Annotated in this window: 12 protein-coding genes; 7 read left to right on the plus strand and 5 right to left on the minus strand. The window is 67.0% G+C overall.

Annotation, left to right across the window (positions count from 1 at the left end):
* The first annotated feature begins 163 nt into the window (after positions 1-163).
* On the plus strand, positions 164-4585 hold the full coding sequence (gene mobF / locus LY40_RS09025; protein WP_258936521.1) for a MobF family relaxase: 4422 nt from the start codon (positions 164-166) through the stop codon (positions 4583-4585).
* Between the two features lie 10 nt (positions 4586-4595).
* On the opposite strand, the gene LY40_RS09030 is transcribed toward mobF, so the two are convergent.
* Complete coding sequence (locus LY40_RS09030; RefSeq protein WP_258936522.1) at positions 4596-5000, minus strand: hypothetical protein; 405 nt, start codon at positions 4998-5000, stop codon at positions 4596-4598.
* A gap of 518 nt (positions 5001-5518) precedes the next feature.
* Between LY40_RS09030 and LY40_RS09035 the strand changes: the two genes are divergently transcribed.
* Positions 5519-5812: a hypothetical protein gene (locus LY40_RS09035; RefSeq protein WP_258936523.1), complete on the plus strand. Its 294-nt coding sequence runs from the start codon at positions 5519-5521 to the stop codon at positions 5810-5812.
* Positions 5813-6100: 288 nt separating this feature from the next.
* Positions 6101-6856, plus strand: coding sequence for a DUF5131 family protein (locus tag LY40_RS09040; protein ID WP_258936524.1), 756 nt, complete (start codon positions 6101-6103; stop codon positions 6854-6856).
* Between the two features lie 3 nt (positions 6857-6859).
* Here the strand turns inward: LY40_RS09040 and LY40_RS09045 are convergent, their stop codons facing one another.
* Positions 6860-8257: a three-Cys-motif partner protein TcmP gene (locus tag LY40_RS09045; protein ID WP_258936525.1), complete on the minus strand. Its 1398-nt coding sequence runs from the start codon at positions 8255-8257 to the stop codon at positions 6860-6862.
* 94 nt (positions 8258-8351) lie between these two features.
* On the opposite strand from LY40_RS09045, the gene LY40_RS09050 reads away from it, so the two are divergent.
* The 4 genes from LY40_RS09050 to LY40_RS26495 all read left to right on the plus strand — a co-directional run bounded on the left by LY40_RS09050 (position 8352) and on the right by LY40_RS26495 (position 11308).
* Positions 8352-8951, plus strand: a complete 600-nt coding sequence (locus tag LY40_RS09050; RefSeq protein WP_258936526.1) for a hypothetical protein — start codon at positions 8352-8354, stop codon at positions 8949-8951.
* 248 nt (positions 8952-9199) lie between these two features.
* Positions 9200-9787: an ArsR/SmtB family transcription factor gene (locus tag LY40_RS09055; RefSeq protein WP_258936527.1), complete on the plus strand. Its 588-nt coding sequence runs from the start codon at positions 9200-9202 to the stop codon at positions 9785-9787.
* A complete protein-coding gene (locus LY40_RS09060) occupies positions 9784-11034 on the plus strand; it encodes an MFS transporter (protein ID WP_258936528.1) in 1251 nt (416 codons plus the stop codon). The genes LY40_RS09055 and LY40_RS09060 overlap by 4 nt, the downstream gene beginning before the upstream one ends.
* A 4-nt stretch (positions 11035-11038) precedes the next feature.
* Positions 11039-11308, plus strand: coding sequence for a transposase (locus tag LY40_RS26495; protein ID WP_372497717.1), 270 nt, complete (start codon positions 11039-11041; stop codon positions 11306-11308).
* 707 nt (positions 11309-12015) lie between these two features.
* Here the strand turns inward: LY40_RS26495 and LY40_RS09065 are convergent.
* The 3 genes from LY40_RS09065 to LY40_RS09075 all read right to left on the minus strand — a co-directional run bounded on the left by LY40_RS09065 (position 12016) and on the right by LY40_RS09075 (position 15571).
* Positions 12016-12840, minus strand: a complete 825-nt coding sequence (locus LY40_RS09065) for an SAM-dependent methyltransferase (protein ID WP_258936529.1) — start codon at positions 12838-12840, stop codon at positions 12016-12018.
* 692 nt (positions 12841-13532) lie between these two features.
* Entirely contained in the window at positions 13533-14423 is an 891-nt protein-coding gene (locus LY40_RS09070) for a methylenetetrahydrofolate reductase (RefSeq protein ID WP_183780325.1), read from the minus strand.
* Between the two features lie 65 nt (positions 14424-14488).
* A complete protein-coding gene (locus tag LY40_RS09075; RefSeq protein ID WP_258936530.1) occupies positions 14489-15571 on the minus strand; it encodes an S-(hydroxymethyl)mycothiol dehydrogenase in 1083 nt (360 codons plus the stop codon).

Below are 15571 nucleotides of genomic sequence, written 5' to 3' on the forward strand. Positions count from 1 at the left end.
GAGGAGGAGTTGAGGTTTTTGAAGGAGAAGAAGAGAAGAAGAAGGGAACACACCTAGGCATCACGATCCGTGGGGGCGCGGACCTGCGGTCCTGCGCGGAGGCCGCGGCGGGCGCTGCGCGCCGCCGCGGGGCCGATTCCGGCCCGGTTGCGGGGTGGTCGCGGTGCTGACGATCTCGACGGGACACAGCGCGGAGTACCTGTTGGGCGCCGTGGCTACGGGCCGGGAGAACTACTACACCGGCGCCGTGGCCGCGGGGGAGCCGCCGGGCCGCTGGTACGGCCGAGGAGCCGAGGCGCTGGGCTTGCAGGGGTTGGTGGACAGCCAGGACATGACCGCGCTGTACGAGCGGTTCATCGACCCGCGCGACGAGGCGTTCAGGACGCCTGAACAGTGGGACGAGGCGTCCACTCTGGGCCAAACCGGACGGAAATACCGTACGGAGGACCAGCTTTACGCCGAGGCACTGGAACGCGAGCCGGACGCCGGTCCTGAACGCCGCGCCGAACTCCGACTGGACGCCGGTAAGCGGGCGCAGCGGAACGTGGCGTTCCTGGACGCGACGTTCAGCGTCCAGAAGTCGATCACCGTGCTGCACACGGCGTTCGAGGCCCAGGAGGTCGCCGCCCGCACCGCCGGGGACGAGACCGGAGCCGAGGCGTGGGCGACGCACCGCCGTGCCGTCGAGGACGCGATCTGGGCAGGTAACCGGGCGGCGCTGGACTACCTGTCCGAGCACGCCGGCTACTCGCGTATCGGCCACCACGGCGGAGCGGCCGGCCGCTACATCGACGCGCACGACTGGACCGTTGCGAGCTTCTTTCAGCACGACAACCGCGACCACGACCCGCAACTGCACATCCACAACGCGATCCTGAACCGCGTCCAGGGCGCCGACGGCAAGTGGCGCACCCTCGATTCGAAGGCCATCCACAAGTTCCGCGGCGCGGCCTCGGCGGTGGGCGAGCGCACCACCGAGGAGCACCTGAGCCGCGCACTCGGCGTGGAGTTCGCGACCCGCCCGGACGGCAAGTCCCGCGAGGTCGTCGGCATCGCCCCCGAGGTGATGGACCTGTTTTCCAACCGGCGGCGGGCGATCACCGAGCGCACGCGCGAGCTGGTCGAGGCGTTCGAGACCAAGTTCGACCGCAAGCCGACCTCGCTCGAGCTTGACCGGCTGCAGCGCCAAGCCGCGTTCGCCACTCGCAGCGCCAAGAGCCACGACGGCGAGACGATTGAGGAGCGCCTGGAGCGGTGGGACCGGCAGCTGCGTGCCGAGGTCGCCGGCGGCCTGGCCGGCGTTGCCGACGGGGTGCTGGCCACCGGGCAGCAGCAGCCCGAGGCGGCCGAGTGGTCGCCGCGGGCGGTGGTCGAGACCGCGCTCGCGGACGTGCAGGCACGCAAGGCCGCCTGGACCCGCGCCGATTTGACCCGCGCGATCAGCGACGCGCTGCCCGACCACGTCGGCCTCGCCGACGGCGCCGACGTGGCGCGGCTGTTGGACAGCCTCACCGACACCGCCCTGGACGCCGCGGTCGCGCTGGATACCCAGCGTCCGGGCGACGCGGCTCTACCCGGCGAGCTGCGGCTGGCCGATGGACGCTCGGCCTACGACGCCCCGGCCGGACGGCTGTACGCGACACCGGACCACGTCCACACCGAACGCGCCCTGGCCGCCGCCACGGCCGAGGCCGCCGGCGAGGCGATGACCGACGCCGGCGCGCAGCGGTTCCTGCAGCAGCTCCGCGAGAGCGGTATCGAGCTCGGCGCCGACCAGGCCGCGGCCGTGCGCGGCGTGCTCACCTCGGGTTCGCAGGTCGAATCGCTCATCGGACCGGCCGGTACGGGCAAGTCCTTCGTGGTCGGCACCGTGGCGAAGGCCTGGCAGGACCCGCAGATGTGGGGTGATGCGACGCCGCGGAAGGTCGTCGGCCTGGCCACGAGCCAGCGCGCCACCGACGTGCTGGCCGGTGAGGGAGTCGCCGCACGCAACGTCGCGCGCTGGCTGGCCACGCAGGACCGCCTCGCCTGTGGCAGCGCGGCCGCCGAGGACCAGCAGTGGCACCTGCAGGCCGGCGACGTCGTGGTCGTCGACGAGTCGGCGATGACCGACACCGCCGACCTGTCGGCCATCCACGGCCACGTCGCCGCGGCCGGGGCGAAACTGCTGTTGGTCGGCGACCACAAGCAGCTCGCCGCGGTCGGCGCCGGCGGCGGTATGGACCTGGTCGCCGCCCGCGGCGCGTCCTACGAGCTCGTCGACGCCCGCCGGTTCACCGGCGAGTGGGAACGCGAGGCCTCGCTGCGCCTGCGCGCCGGCGACGAAACGGTGCTCGACGAGTACCACCGCCACGGCCGGCTGCGCGACGGCGGCGCGATCGAGCAGACCGAACAGGCCGCCACCCGCGCCTGGCTCGGCGACACCCTGGCCGGCAAACACTCCGTGCTGGTGGTCGACACCAACGAGCAGGCCGCCGAACTGTCCTCGCAACTGCGCGCCGAACTCGTCCGGCTCGGCCAGGTCTCCGAAACCGGGGTGCCGCTCGGGCTGCAAGGCACCTACGCCGGTGTCGGCGATCTGGTGCAGGCCCGCCTCAACGGCTGGGACCTCGCCGGCTACCAGGGCAACCGGCGCGGCCCGATCAACCGCGAGCAATACCGCGTCCTCGAGGCCGGCGACGACGGACACCTCGTCGTCGCCCCGATCGTCGGCCGCGGCCCCGAGGGCGAACAGCTCGGCGACCGCATGACCCTGCCCGCCGACTACGTGGCCGAGCACGTGGCGCTCGGCTACGCCTCGACCGTGCACGCCGCCCAGGGCATGACCGTCGACACCAGCCACATCGTCGTCACCGGCCGCACCGGCCCGGAAGCGCTCTACGTGGGCCTCTCACGCGGCCGTGAGGGCAACACCGCACACGTCGTCACCCGCGCCGTGGCCGAGGACGCAGCGACGGGGGAGACGGCCGAGGCGTTGCACCGCAACCCGGCCGCCGTGCTCGCCGCGACCCTCGAAGGAGCCGACCCCACACGGTCGGCGCTGGCCACGGCCACCGAATCCGCCCAGGACGTCGAGTCCGTGCGCACGCCGGCCGAGTTGTTCGCCGACGCCGTCGAGCTCGCCACGGCCGGCCGCACCGCCGGGTGGCTCGATCAGCTCGCCGCCGACGGTGTGCTGTCGGCAGAGCAGCGGGCCCAGCTCGCCGCCGAGGACGGCGCCGCGGACCTGTCGAAGGTGCTGCGCCGGGCCGAGTTGGCCGGCCACGATCCGCAGCACGTGTTGCGGGCGGCCGTGGTCGAGGACAGCCTCGAGGACGCGCGGCAGCTGACGTCGGTGCTGCGCCACCGCATCACCACCCTGCGCCGGCTCGACCCGACCACCGACAGCTACGCCGAGCGCGTGCCCCAGGTCGCCGACCCGGAGTGGCAGACCTACCTCACCTCGCTGGCGGCCACGGCCGACCAGCGGCAGCTCGACCTCGGCCGGCAGCAGGCCGCCGAGCCCGAACCGTGGGCCCTCGAGGCGTTCGGGCTGTGCCCCGATGACCCGGACCAGGCGGCCGAATGGGTTCACAACGTCGGCACCGTCGCCGCCCACCGCGAGCTCACCGGCCACGACGACCCGGCCGAAGCGCTGGGCACGCCGCCGAAGGCCGGCCAGGTCGAGGCCTACGCCTCGTGGCGTTCGGCCTGGCGTGTGCTGGGCCGGCCCGAGGCCGACCGTGACGAGCTCGAGATGAGCGACGGCCAGCTGCGCATGCGCGTGCGGGCCGCCGAACGGGAGAACACGTGGGCGCCGCGCTACGTGGCCAACGAGCTCGCCGGTATCCGCGAGACCGCCGAGCAGCACCGCCACACCGCCGCCCTGCAGGCCGCCGAAGCAGACGCCGCCACGGACGAGGCCGAGCGCGAGCGGCTCCGCCGTGAGGCCGACGAAGCCGCCGCGCTGGCCGAGACGCTCGAGGCACGCACGGCCGAGCTCGAAACGGCCGAGAAGGCCCGCGGAAAGTGGCTCGCCCACACCGCGGCCACCCGCGCGGCCGCCGACCGTGCCGCCGCGGAACTGTCCGCCCGGCACGCCGACGAGCCGGCCGTCGAGGAGACGGTCACGGCTGCCGAATGGCTACAGGCACACGCCGAGGCCGAGGCCGCCGAGGACCCGCACCGCGAGATCACCGCCGAGCACGAACTCGCCGACGTCGCCGCCGAACGCGACGCCGACCAAGCCGCCGACGCAGAGCAGGCGGCGGAGGCCCAGCTTGCCGCCGACGCGCAGCGGGAAGCGGAGGCCGAGCAGGTCGAGGCGGTGGTCGAGACCGGCCTCGAGGACGTGCGCGAGCAGGTCGCCGATGAGGCGGCGCAGGTCGACGAGGACGCCGTGCGGGTGCCCTCGGCCGACGAAACCGCCGATACCGTCGACCGCGCCCAGCGCGCCCTGGCCGAGATCGCCGAGCGGCAGGCCGCTGACCAGGCCCGCGAGGCCGAGGAAGCCCACGCGGCGCAGCTCGCGCGCTGGCAGGTCGAAGAACAGGCCGAGGCCGCCGAAGCGGCCGCCGACGACGTCGCCGAGATCGGCGCCCAGTAGGGGATGCGGGTCAGTGAACGGCCGGGAGTTGGAGCGGCGGCGGGCCGCTGTGACGCCACGCCCAGCGCAGCGTCGCGCACACCGCCTCGCACCAGCCCGGCCGTTCGGCCAGCCAGGCCGGCACCGGCCGCTGCAACGCCAGCTTCTCCGCCGCCAGCACCTCGGCCTCGATCAGCTCTTCATAAGCCCGGTCCTTGCGACGGGTCACCGGAGCCGAGGCCGGCAGGCGCCGGCCGTTGAGCTCGATCGAGCCGTGGGCCATCCAGCGACACGTCATCGACACACCGGAGGCGTACCAATCCCGGTCCGCCGCCGCGCGGTGGCCGGCCTCGACCCACACCCGGGCGAACTCATCCAGCGGAACCCGCACATTCCGCGGCGGAATCCGCTGCACGTCAGCCTCGGTGACCTCCATGCCATCGAGGCTCGCACGCCCCACCGACAGTCCGCAGCGGCCACACAGGCGCCCCGCGGCAGGTCGGCGCTGCGGCATGAGCTCAAGGCCGCACGGCCCAGAACCCCTGTTGCGCCTGCGGCGCTGCCCTGTCGAGACGCGACAAACGTAGCCACTCACCCCGACTGCGGCGCACAAGTTCCGATACCACGACGCCACCTCACCAGCAAGGCGGGCACAACATCTTGGCCGCAAAAAGCGCGCGCCCAAGATCTTCTGCCCTTCCTCCTTGCTGGCGAGCCTCCGGCGCCGCGGTTGCGCTCGCCTGCGGGCAGGCCCCGAAAAACACCGGGCCTGCCCCGCAGCCCCAAAACCCGGCCGACTGACCAACAAACCGGAGGAAGGAAACGCCATGGGAATCGTTTACCAAGGGCCGTACGCCCACAAGATCGGCGACTACGAGGGACGCGCCGCACAACTCCTCGCCGACGGCACCTACTCCCGCCGCTGGTTGATCGACGAGACGGCCTACGAGTGCCATGAAGCCGCCTGTCAGTGCGGTTGGCGAGGCAACCGCTACCCAGCCGGCCCACGAGGCGAAGAACTCGCCCTCGACGAATGGGACCGCGCCCACCTGCGCCCACTCATCAACGCCGAAGCACGCCAACACAGCCTCCGCGCCGACCGCCTCCTGCTTCACAGAGAGCATCCGCCGCGACCTGGCCGAGAAGACCGACGAGCACGGCCAGCGCGTACTCACCACGCACAGCCGCGGCCTACTCGACGCCGTCGAGCAGCTCGAGCACTTGCTCGACTGCCTCACGGGCGACTGAACCAAGAGCCGGCGAACTCGGAAAGGAGGTGACCAGCATGTGCCGCGAAGGCTGCTACAAGCACTACATCAACGGCAAATGGATCTGCTGCAAGTGCGGCCACTGACACGAGCTCACAGTTCACTGGCAGGCCGGCTGCCGTGAACCGTCGGTCGTCTGTGGAAAGGTGTCGCACCCTGCGTGGTGGCGTTCAGATGTTCGCCGTGGCGCACTAGGCTGGCCGGCGACGCGATCCCGCCATGCGGAGGAGCCTTAGCAAGGAAGCCAACACGGTGGAGGGAACCCGAGATGAGCAGCCAGTCGAGCATCGAGTGGACTGAGACGACGTGGAACCCAACCACTGGATGCGATCGAGTGTCGGCCGGTTGCGATCACTGCTACGCCCTGACACTCGCGAAACGCCTCAAAGCAATGGGCTCCGACAAGTATCAAACGGATGGCGATCCACGGACCAGTGGCCCAGGTTTCGGGGTTGCCACGCACGTAACCGCACTGGCTGAGCCCTTCCGGTGGCGTGCGCCGCGGCTTGTGTTCGTCAACTCGATGAGCGACCTTTTCCACGCACGTGTGCCAGTCGAGTTCATTCGCCGCGTGTTCGCAGTCATGGAACAGACCCCCCAGCACACCTACCAATTGCTAACCAAACGGAGCCGCCGACTGCGTCGGCTTGCGTCGTCACTGGAATGGCCGAGCAACTTGTGGGTTGGCGTGTCGGTCGAGAATGACCGGGTGCTTGACCGCATCGACGACTTGCGCGCTGTCCCAGCTGCGGTGCGCTTCCTCTCCTGCGAACCGCTACTCGGCCCATTGCGTCAACTCGAACTCGGTGGCATTGGCTGGGTAATCGCGGGCGGTGAGTCAGGGGCCGCTGCCCGCTCCGTCGAGGCCGACTGGCTTCGCGACCTGCGCGATCAGTGCCAACTCGCCAATGTCCCGTTCTTCTTCAAGCAGTGGGGCGGGCGCACTCCGAAAGCTGGCGGGCGCCTGCTCGACGGGCGAGAATGGAACGAGTATCCCCAACCATGCCAGCCTGTCGTAATTTAATCGCTAGGCGAACTGAACCAGTGTTTTTGCGGGAAAAGTTCCCTTCCTTTTTTGGTTAGGGCTAGTAATGATTCCGCGTTCTTGCATGGGCTTGAGTGTTGCCTTCTTGAGATGTTTTGCAGCGTAAGGCGTCTCTATTACTACGTACTGCTCAAGCGTCTCGACGCTAACACGCTTACCGCGAAATTGTTGGGCCAAATCCTCCTGCAAGGGAAGCGTGTCTGGCTTGATGTCAAACAAGACATCCTGGCCGGCAAGGATGTCGGAGAAGACTGCACCACCACCGGGATCAACGTTCCACATCACCTCCTTCATCGTCTTAAGTCCCATGAAATTGCGAGTTCCATAGAATAGGAAATACCCCGTGTGCCCCGTCTCGTTGATCATCTCGAAACTCTTTACATACTTGAATCCACATGCATCCATCAGCTGCGACTGGTAGAGGTCGTGGAGGAATGTCTTGCGCTCACTGCCCGTCAGGTCTGCTGCTCGCTTGAACTGGTCGGTGCCGAAGAGTTCCGCCAGTCGGTCGTCGATGTTCCCAGCAGCTGCGAAACGATTCACCGTATTGAAGTCGAAGTAGACAAAGAGCTCGCATCGGTCGAATGAAAGCAATCGGCTCAGTAGGTCCATAGATAAACCTTTGACACCAAAAGGATCCACAAAGGCAAAGGTTGGAGCCAGATTCTTCTTCTGCTCCTCTAGGTGCTTGAGGATTCCTTCGGCTACATATTCGAAGCTATCGCACCCGGTTTTGACCTTAATATTTGCAGGCCACGGCTGGTGGTTGGCGATGTACTCGTTTACGACCGTGTCGAGCTTATCGTATCTGTCCTTTTCTGCTTCGTTAAACATAAAGATGAATTCGCTGCTGGACATTGCGTCCTTATGCGTATGTTCCAGTAGTACGTCGAGGGCTTGCACGGGTGAGCCCGGCTTGTCCCCCTTGTAGATGCCCGGCCCGGCAAAGCCATCGATGAAGACAAGGCGACTGTTCCATCTGCTCAGGATAGGGAACCAGGCCTTGAGGTAGCCGGTAAGAAGCTGATGCTTAGCCGCCGTGTGTGGCTTAAGCTCCCACACAGTGTCCTTCTCGCCGCTTCGGGACATTGCTACCCCCACAGATTCCGTCGAAGTACAAGCCTTCCAAGTCGTGTTGCAGCTGCGGAACGTTACTGGATGAGTACCCGGCGAATCTAGCGTCGATCGGGTCGCATGTCCGTCGAACAGGGTCCATTCCTGCTCGCGGATCACACGTCCGCCCGGCCGATAGCAGCGCCCGCCCGCCTGGCGGAATCCTGTCTGCCATAAACGCTTCAAGGCTTTAGTAGCGACCGGCCGACGGTGACGAGTGGACCGACCGGCCACATCTCCGCTGGTCAGCGACGTGGTGACCGACATCGCGTTGCGGTCATCGAACGTACGTTCTAGCTTCTGAGGTGGTGTCGGCCGATCGGGGGAAGCGGTCGGCCGGCACCGCTCAGGAGGTGGGGCAATGTCGATGCGGGGCGAGTTCGGGCCCGAGGGGCTGCCGGTGCGGCCGGAGCTGCGGCACGTGATCACCGATAAGGGCAGCCTCCGATACGACTACCCCCCCACGTGCCCGAAGTGTTCCAGCTCTGACCTGCGCCCCCAGTGGCGGACAGTGATGCGCCAGCCCGGCGTCGACTGCGAATCGTGCGGCTACCAGTGGTGCCTGATCGACCCACGCCAACAGGCACCCATCAGCACAGCCGACACGACAGCCATCGGCCTGAAACTGATCGCACAACCACCACCGACGACCGCCGGCGTCGGCCAGATCCGGCTCTACCTCGACCAGGGCATCGTGAGCGAAGTCGACGTGACGCTGTGCGGCGTCTGCCGCCGCGGCCTGATCGAGCACGTGAGAACCGAACCAAGCCAGCGCCGCCGAGGCTTCGCCAGAACGACCGTAACGGCCGCCCTCGTACGTGGACCGAGCTACAGCTGGGCGACGACCACCGTGAACGACGACCCGATCGCACGAGCGTTCTGGGCCAACTTCCCACGTACCGCCGCCGGCCAACCGCTCTGGTGCGAACACATGCGCACAGCCTGGGAACGCACACCTTGAGGAACCCCAGCCCCTTCTGACCCTGAGACGGTCTTACGCCGTGACGGCCGACTCAAGGCGCCTGCGGCGTCGCTCCGCGATGAGCTCCGGTCACCCTTGACTCGACCACCACGGCGCAAAAGGGGACTGTTTCAGGATCGGCGGGTTCGGCCCGACACAGTCCCCCGGTTCGAGGTGCTCCTTGACAAGGTGCCGGATGCGTAGAAATCTGAAACTGCAATTTCGAAACTACAGTTTCAGGGTTAACTATGGGTGATGATCTTCCAGAGCGACGGCGCGTGCGTGATGCGGAGCTGTTGGAGGCGCTGGCCCATCCGTTGCGGGCCGCGTTGGTTCGCTATCTGATGGCTGTCGGACCGAAGACGCCGAGTGAGTGCGCCCAAAACGTGGGCTCGTCGGCATCGAACTGCAGCTGGCACTTGCGGCAGCTCGCGCGGTTGGGACTGGTTGAGCCTGCGGCAGCGACTGATGGCAGGCAACGGCCATGGCAGGCCTGCGACGTCGGCCTGGATTTAGGCCAGCTCGACCAGGATCCGGTGGTTCGTAGTACTCAGCTGGCGATGGTGGGTAACGCGCTCAACGAAGAACAAGCGCTGACCCAGCGGTTTTTCGACAAAGCAGGGGAACTGGACCCGGAGTGGCTCGAGAGCGGCGGGCTGAATACGTACTCCTTGCGGATTACATCCGATGAACTGGCGCAACTGATAGTGGACGTGGACGCGCTGATTCGACCGTATGTCGGCACTATCCGCGAAGATGCCCCGGCGGAAGCACGGACCGTACACGTCGGTCTGCGCGCTTTCCCGCGCATCGAGGCCGACGGTACATACCAGTGATCGACAAAGCATGCCGCACCCTGGCGTTCGCTCGCCTCTGGGTTGCAGCGTTTCTGTCCGAGTCGGCCGAATGGATGCTGCAGATAGCTCTGCCTGTGCTCGTATACCAGCAAACTGGTTCAATGACGTCGACAGCGACCATGATGATCGTTGGTCTGTTACCCGCTGTGGCTGTCAGTCCGATGGCTGGGGTGTTTGCCGATCGCTGGAACAAGCGTGTCTTGCTCTGGACGGTATGCATAGGACAGGCGTTGGTGGCCGCGCCGCTGTTGACCGCGAACGAGGCCACCGTGCTCTGGCTCGGATATGGGGTGATGGCGGGGCAAGCCACCGTCGCGTCGGTGTTCGAGCCGACGCGAAACGCGTTGGTGCCTGAGCTGGTGGGCGAGTCCGGTGTCAACGCCGCGAACGGGCTGCTCGGCGCAGGCAGCAACGTCGCACGGCTGGTCGGTGCATCGGCGGGCGGTACGCTGTTCGCCACCGGTGGCCTGATGATCACCTACACGGCCTACGTCTGTGCGTTGATACTCGCCGTGTTCACGCTGCTGGTGCCCTTCGCGCGGCACCGAGCAGCAGACAAGCCGGACCAGCCGATGCTGCGTGACTGGATCGAAGGCATGACTGTCATCCTGCGCGACCGCAGAATTCGGGTAGCAGGGATCGTCCTCGCGCTCATGACGACAGCACAGGGGGTGTTCCTTGTGCTCTTCATCCCCTTCGTGCTCGATACGCTCCATGGCGGAGCGAACCATGTCGGACTGTTACGTGGAGTCCAGGCTATTGGCGGTCTTAGCGGCGGCGTCACCATCGCAGTGCTTGCCCGAAATATGCGACCGAGCAGCTTGCTCGGCTGCGGGGCGATCGGGTTCGGCCTGCTGTCGGCGGCATTGTGGAACGGCCCACAGTTCAGCATGCCGTTCGGCTATTACCTCGCACTGTTTACGTTCATCGGGTTCCCGGCGGTGGTAGCAGTATCTGGCCTAATGTCGGTACTGCAGACCACCGCGGCGCCCGCCCTGACTGGCCGCGTGATGGGTGCGGCCTTCGCCGCAACGGCACTGTTTACCGCTATTGGCATGCTGTTGGCAAGCATCGGTACAGGCTGGTTCGGCATCAACAGTGTGCTGAACGCTCAGGCCGCAACCTACATACTTGCCGGACTGATCGGACTCACCGTGCTCGCCCGCAGCCAACACCGAAAACCCACTACCGTTTCCAACGCAGCTGAAGACCAAGTAACCCCATAAACGGTTGCCTCGCCCATATGGCCCGAACAACGATGACCGGCAACCGGTCTCTGCCGAGGCCGCGTCAGATGAGTTCGCCGAGGCCCGGGAACAGCGCTACCCGGCGATCGTGAGGTTCTGGCGCAGCCACTGGGAAGAGTTGACTCCGTTCTTGGCGTTCCCGCCAGAGGTGAGGCACACCCTGGGCGGTCGTCCTCGCCCTCGCCCGTGTCTGGCAGGTGAAGACTTGTGGCGTTTGCTGCGGAGGTCACCAGGCGTCGGTGTGCTCAGCTAAGCGGCAGTCTTGATGGGAGCCACGATGGGAGCGAAACGCAGCCGTTCTGAGCCAGTGGAGGCAGCCGAGGGAGCGGGTGTAAGTCTGTGGCCAGCGATATCCAGGTAGGACCGGACCACACCTCGCATTTGCAAGGCAGAGTCTGAGGGCTTGGGTATGAGGCTCGGTCCGGCCATGCTGATCGGCACCCGGCCGAAGGGCACGTCGCGTGGGGTGACTTCACGGTCGGCGGGGTGTGGGCGTGGACCCGACCTTGGACCCGAAATGGTGCCCAACGGTGCCGAAGACGCCCATTTTGGGTCCTGGCATGCCATCGATACACCAGGTCGAGAGGCATGAGCAGGTCAACGTCGCCACTACGGATCAGAAGGTTTGGGGTTCGAATCCCTACAGGCGCGCACCACAAGAAACCCCCTGTGCGCAGGGGTTTCTTGCTTTTCGAGATCATATTGTTGATCACTGAAGTAGCCTTCTACGACGGCCAGGCAGTGGTGGCACGCCACGAACGGTTGATGACCAAGGGCGATGTCCAGCTCGACCTGGACTACTGCCTCGAGGTCCTCCTCCGCAAGCCCGGAGTCCGCTGTAGCGAGCGAGCACGCCGCGAGCTGCCGGCGAGTACGGCAACGCCGTGTTCGGGTCGTGGCGCTGCGAAACTCACCGGGCCGCCGAGGCCCGGTGAGCGTGTTGCTGACCTGGCGTGTCGTTCACTTCTTGGTTTTGCGTGCGACGCCGCCGACGATGTTCGACTCGGCAGCGTCGGTTGTGTTGGTGGTGTCCGGGCGCCAGTCGGGTAGCCATACGAGGCCGGGTTCGACGAACTCGAAATCGCCGACGAATCCGGCGATCTCGTCCCGGCTGCGCTGGGTCAGTGGCAGAGTGGCGCGGTTGGTGTATTGTCCGGCGACCGTCTGGAAGGCATCCTGCACCTCGTTGTCTTCGACGTTCAGGCTGATGTGGGTCAGTGCCAGCAGGCTGCCGGGCGGTAGCTGGTCGCGGTAGTAGGCCAGCGGCGCTCCCGGCTGGTGCTCGTCGGGCATGAAATGCAGCAGCGCGACGATCAGCAGGCAGATCGGCTCGTCCGGGTCGATGGCGCCCTCATCGAGTACCCGTTGCCAGAGTTCGGGCCCGTCGAAGTAGTCGCCGAAGAGCGCGTAATGCCGTTCGGGATCGGCGGTGTCTTCGAGCAGGATCTGCGCGTGCGCGTGGGCGATCGGTTCGTTGTCGATATAGACCACGCGGCATTCGCCAGGGGCGACCTCGTCGGCCACTTCGTGGACGTTGCCCTGTGTCGGTAGTCCGCTCCCGACATCGACGAACTGCCGGATGCCCGACTCGACCGCATACCGCACGGCCCTGCGCAGGAACTCGCGGTTGTTCACCATCCCCATGCGCATCTGTGGGAGCTCCCGCAGTTGCTGCTCAGCGAACTCTCGATCGACGGCGTAGTTGTGGCGACCTCCCAGCACGTAGTCATAGATGCGGCCGGCGCTTGGGCGGTCGGTATCGATGGCTGCACGTTCCTCGGGCATGGGCTGAGGGTAGTCGATTTGATCGTGCCCACACACACGTGTGGGCGAAGCGATCCCTCGGCCGCCGTGGTTTGCACCGTCCGTGGGGTAGGCGGCGACAGTCTCGCTCGGATCTGGTGACGTGGTCGGCGGGCCCGATCGATGTCGTCTCCCGGTCAGTGTCGGCGGCCGGACCTGCGATCCTCCTCCGACGGCACGTCGGAGGAGAGAACGACCAGTTCATGTTCGGCCCGAGTGTCGCCCGGAGAGCGGAACAATGCGAACGGACCGGAGGCGTCGGAAGGGGTCGCGGGTGAGGTGGGCGATGCCGATCGTCAGGGCCGTTCCCGGTTCCGGTCCTGGGGCGACAGCTCGGCATTGGTGGCCTGCTATGCCGTGACCGGCCCCCGTAGGATGCCGATCTCTCACGGCCCGACCGCCAGCCGTCCTGTGCAGATGACAATGATGTTCACCTGGACGGGATGGGGACACGATGGGCACGAAGTGCGCACAGTTGTCCATTGTGAACCGTGTCCGTGGGCCTGATTCACGGTCATAGTGGATGCATGGGAAATCGTTCACCACTGCGGTGTCGATGCGACGCGAACGACCGGTTGCTTCGTGACACGTGCCTCGCCTCCCCAGGTGGCCACATGTCCTGATAGGAATCGATCGAGGATCTCGGCGAGCTACCCGGCCACCTGGGTGGGCACTCAGGACAGCCGGTCGAGCCACCGTTGCCGCCAGCGTTCGGTGCTCGCGAGGTCGTTGAAGGTGAACACGTGGATGCCGGCGAGCTCGTTGTCGGGGCGGCCGATCTGGTCGGCCAGCTTGGTGATCAGCTTGTCCGGGCGGTAGCCGTTGGGCAGGAAGAACCGCCAGAGCATGGCGGACTGCTTGGCCAGGAAGCGGGCGGACTGGCCGAGCCCGAGACTTGCCGACACGCGGATCAGCTTCTGGCGGTTGATCGAGCCCGGCACGCCCACCCGGATCGGGGTGCGGATGCCCTCGGCGTGCAGCCCGCGGGCCCAGCCGATCGTGGTGTCCGGGTTGAAGCACAGCTGCGTGATGATCTCGTGCGCGTGGCCGGTCTTGGCGCGCAGCGCCTCGTCGATCACCGCGTCGGACAGCTTGCCGTGCCCCTCGGGGTAGCCCGCGATACCCACGTTGCGGAAGGCGTGCCCGCCTTCGGCGAGGGCGATCAGCAGACTCTCCGCGTCCGCGAACTCCCCGGCGGGTTCGGCGGCGTCCCCGCCGATGGCGAAGATCCGCTCGATCCCGGACTCCAGCAGCTGCGCGGCGATGTCGTCGAGTTCAGCGCGGTCGCGGATCAGCCGGGCGGGCAGGTGCGGGGCGATCCGGTAGCCGTTCTTGCTCAACCGGACGGCGAGCTCGACGGTCGTTTCAATGCCCTTCGCCTCGGTGGCGGTGACCGTCAGCGGCACGTCCAGCGGCACGTGGGCGAGCACCTTGTCCTCGGTGCTGCGGAACGGCAGCACCTCGTAGGAGGCGTTACGCAGCGTCCCCGCCAGCGCTGCCCGGTGACGTGCGGAAGGCTGCGTCGAGGACGACGCTCCGCCGGATGTGGGGATGCGTGCGGACATCGCGTCCACCTTGCCGTCCGGGGAGGTTTTCCCCGGCACGGCGGCGTGATCGGGCCGGAGCGCCATCAGCACGTCACCACCGAACGCAGCACCTCACCGCGGTGCATCTTCTCGAATGCCGCCTCGACCCCGTCCAGCGAGATCTCCTCGGTCACGAACTTCTCCAGCGGCAACCGGCCCTGCAGATAGAGCTCGGTGAGCATCGGAAAGTCCCGCTCCGGCAGGCAGTCGCCGTACCAGCTGGACTTCAGCGTGCCGCCGCGGGCGAACATGTCCAGCAACGGCAGGTCCAGCCGCATCTTCGGATCCGGAACACCGACCAGCACGACGGTCCCGGCCAGGTCCTTGGCGTAGAACGCCTGCTCGTAGGTCTTGGGCACCCCGACCGCGTCGATCACCACGTCCGCGCCGTTGCCGCCGGTGAGCTCACGGATCGCCTCGACGGTGTCGGCCTCGGAAGCGTTGACGGTGTGGGTGGCGCCGAACTGGCACGCCCAGTCGAGCTTCTTGGGGTCGGTGTCCACCGCGATGATCCGCCGCGCCCCTGCCATCGCCGCCCCGACCACGGCTCCGTCACCGACGCCGCCGCAGCCGATGACCGCCACGGAATCGCCGGGCCCGGCCTGACCGGTGTTGACCGCGGCGCCGATACCGGCCATCACGCCGCAACCCAGCAGTCCGGCCACCGCCGGGCGCCCCGACCGCCCAACCTTGGTGCACTGTGCGGAGTGCACCAAGGTCTTCTCGGCGAATCCGCCGATTCCCAGCGCTGGCGACAGCGGGGTGCCGTCGGCCAGGGTCATCGGCTGGTCGGCGTTGTGGGTGTCGAAGCAGTATTGCGGGCGACCGCGTCTGCAGGCCCGGCAGTTGCCGCACACCGCACGCCAGTTGAGCACGACGAAGTCGCCCGGTTCGACGTTGTGCACGCCTTCGCCGACCGCTGCCACCGTGCCGGCAACCTCGTGGCCGAGCAGGAACGGGAACTCGTCGTTGATGCCGCCTTCGCGGTAGTGCAGATCGGTGTGGCAGACACCGCAGGCCCGCACGTCCACCACGGCCTCACCGGGACCGGGATCCGGAACGTGGATCGTGGTGACCTCGACGGGCTTTCCCTCACCCATGGCCACCACTGCGCGCACTTCGGTCAC

Source organism: Prauserella salsuginis, from assembly GCF_024648885.1.
Taxonomy (GTDB): domain Bacteria; phylum Actinomycetota; class Actinomycetes; order Mycobacteriales; family Pseudonocardiaceae; genus Prauserella; species Prauserella salsuginis.